The sequence below is a fragment of the Shimia litoralis genome (genome assembly GCF_005518135.1).
Classification (GTDB): domain Bacteria; phylum Pseudomonadota; class Alphaproteobacteria; order Rhodobacterales; family Rhodobacteraceae; genus Shimia_E; species Shimia_E litoralis.
In genome coordinates, this window is sequence record NZ_SULI01000059.1 from 1 (window position 1) to 1,401 (window position 1,401).

The 1,401-nt window shown below is 52.8% G+C and carries 2 protein-coding genes; one reads left to right on the top strand and one right to left on the bottom strand.

Annotation, left to right across the window (positions count from 1 at the left end; all coding sequences use genetic code 11):
* Positions 1-108 precede the first annotated feature (108 nt).
* On the bottom strand, positions 109-750 hold the full coding sequence (locus tag FAP39_RS17285; protein WP_138017614.1) for a hypothetical protein: 642 nt from the start codon (positions 748-750) through the stop codon (positions 109-111).
* 158 nt (positions 751-908) lie between these two features.
* On the opposite strand from FAP39_RS17285, the gene FAP39_RS17290 reads away from it, so the two are divergent.
* Complete coding sequence (locus FAP39_RS17290) at positions 909-1,121, top strand: helix-turn-helix domain-containing protein (RefSeq protein WP_039004613.1); 213 nt, start codon at positions 909-911, stop codon at positions 1,119-1,121.
* Positions 1,122-1,401: the final 280 nt, after the last annotated feature.

Below are 1,401 nucleotides of genomic sequence, written 5' to 3' on the forward strand. Positions count from 1 at the left end.
AAGCATAACGACTGAGCGGGTCAAATCTCGGTGACAATACCGGGTCAGTTCTCAGTGACATTCAACAGGTGATATCGCCGAGCGCATGAAGGACATCGGGGACGAGCCTCAATAGGCCACCCACTCATATCCGTGGTTGCCCTCGTGATCTTCCCATTCAACACCAACGCCTCGCCGCCAATTTGACGAAAAGCAACGACGCGATGGTAGAACCCATTGCGGGGCGGCCGCAGGCGTGGTGCGCTGCCAACTAAATTCGCCCCGCGTGCCATAGGTGCCCAGGTGCATATTGTAACTTTCTGAGCAATCGTCATCGCGGCCACGTTCACGATGGCTATAGTGGCGTACGTCCCATACGCGGATCGAGCGCACGAAATCGAACTCCAAGCCGCTAATGTCGACATCAGCACGACCCTCCACGACCTGGGCCAGGATGACCTGAGCAAAACCCACGTCGGCCTGAACACTTGTCTGCCAAACACGAGGAACCGTGCTTTGAAGAGGACCCAGTTCCGCCACACCCATCGGACATCGCCAAATCTGCAACGGCGGCTCGATCGGCCAAGGCGTGATCCGCCTGATGAATACGGCACGAGCATGCGCACATTCTGCTGAAGCTGGCCATCCACCAGCAAGGCAAAGCAGAATAGCACAATCAACTTGATAGGCCTTTGCCGCCTGTGGAGCGGTGCCGAAAATCAAAGCTAGGGCTAAGCCGCTAAGCCAGTTGCGGATGATTTTGAGCGCCATTTCAATATATACCTCCCGACTACAGTACAGTAATATTGGTTAGTTTCACTCAACTTCCTCCTTCACACCATATGCGAGCATACACTTTGTGATGCTCGCGCGCGTTTTGTGGAATATATTCCGTAGAGCAATTCTTGTGATCTGGCCGAATACAGGCCATGAAATTACGGGACCGAGTAGGGTTAAATGTCCGGAATCTAAGAAATTCCAAAGGATTGAGCCAAGAACAATTAGCTTTAGCTGCTGAAGTGGATCGCAGCTATATCAGCGAGATCGAGCTCGCCAAAAATTCAGCGTCAATCGATGTGCTGGAGCGGATCGCGGATGCTCTCGACGTCGATCCCAAGGAATTGTTTAACGAGAGGGGCTAGTTTTGCCCGAATTTGAGAATATTCGCGCAACGGCCGAAGCCATCGGCCTCATTACGTGCATCAAGACAGGCGAAGAAATAGGTCTGCTGTACCGGTGGGATAATGGCGAGACGCAGGCCGCGATGTATAAAGACGGCTTGGCTGTTTCGCCAACATTCCAAAACCAAGCGACTAGACCGGACCTTAGTGCAAAGCGCGGCTAATGGCCGGAAAGAGCCCAAATTGCATGTTTTCTGTGCCGCAGCGAAAGTCAGGTTTAAGAAAGCTGATGGGACCATCA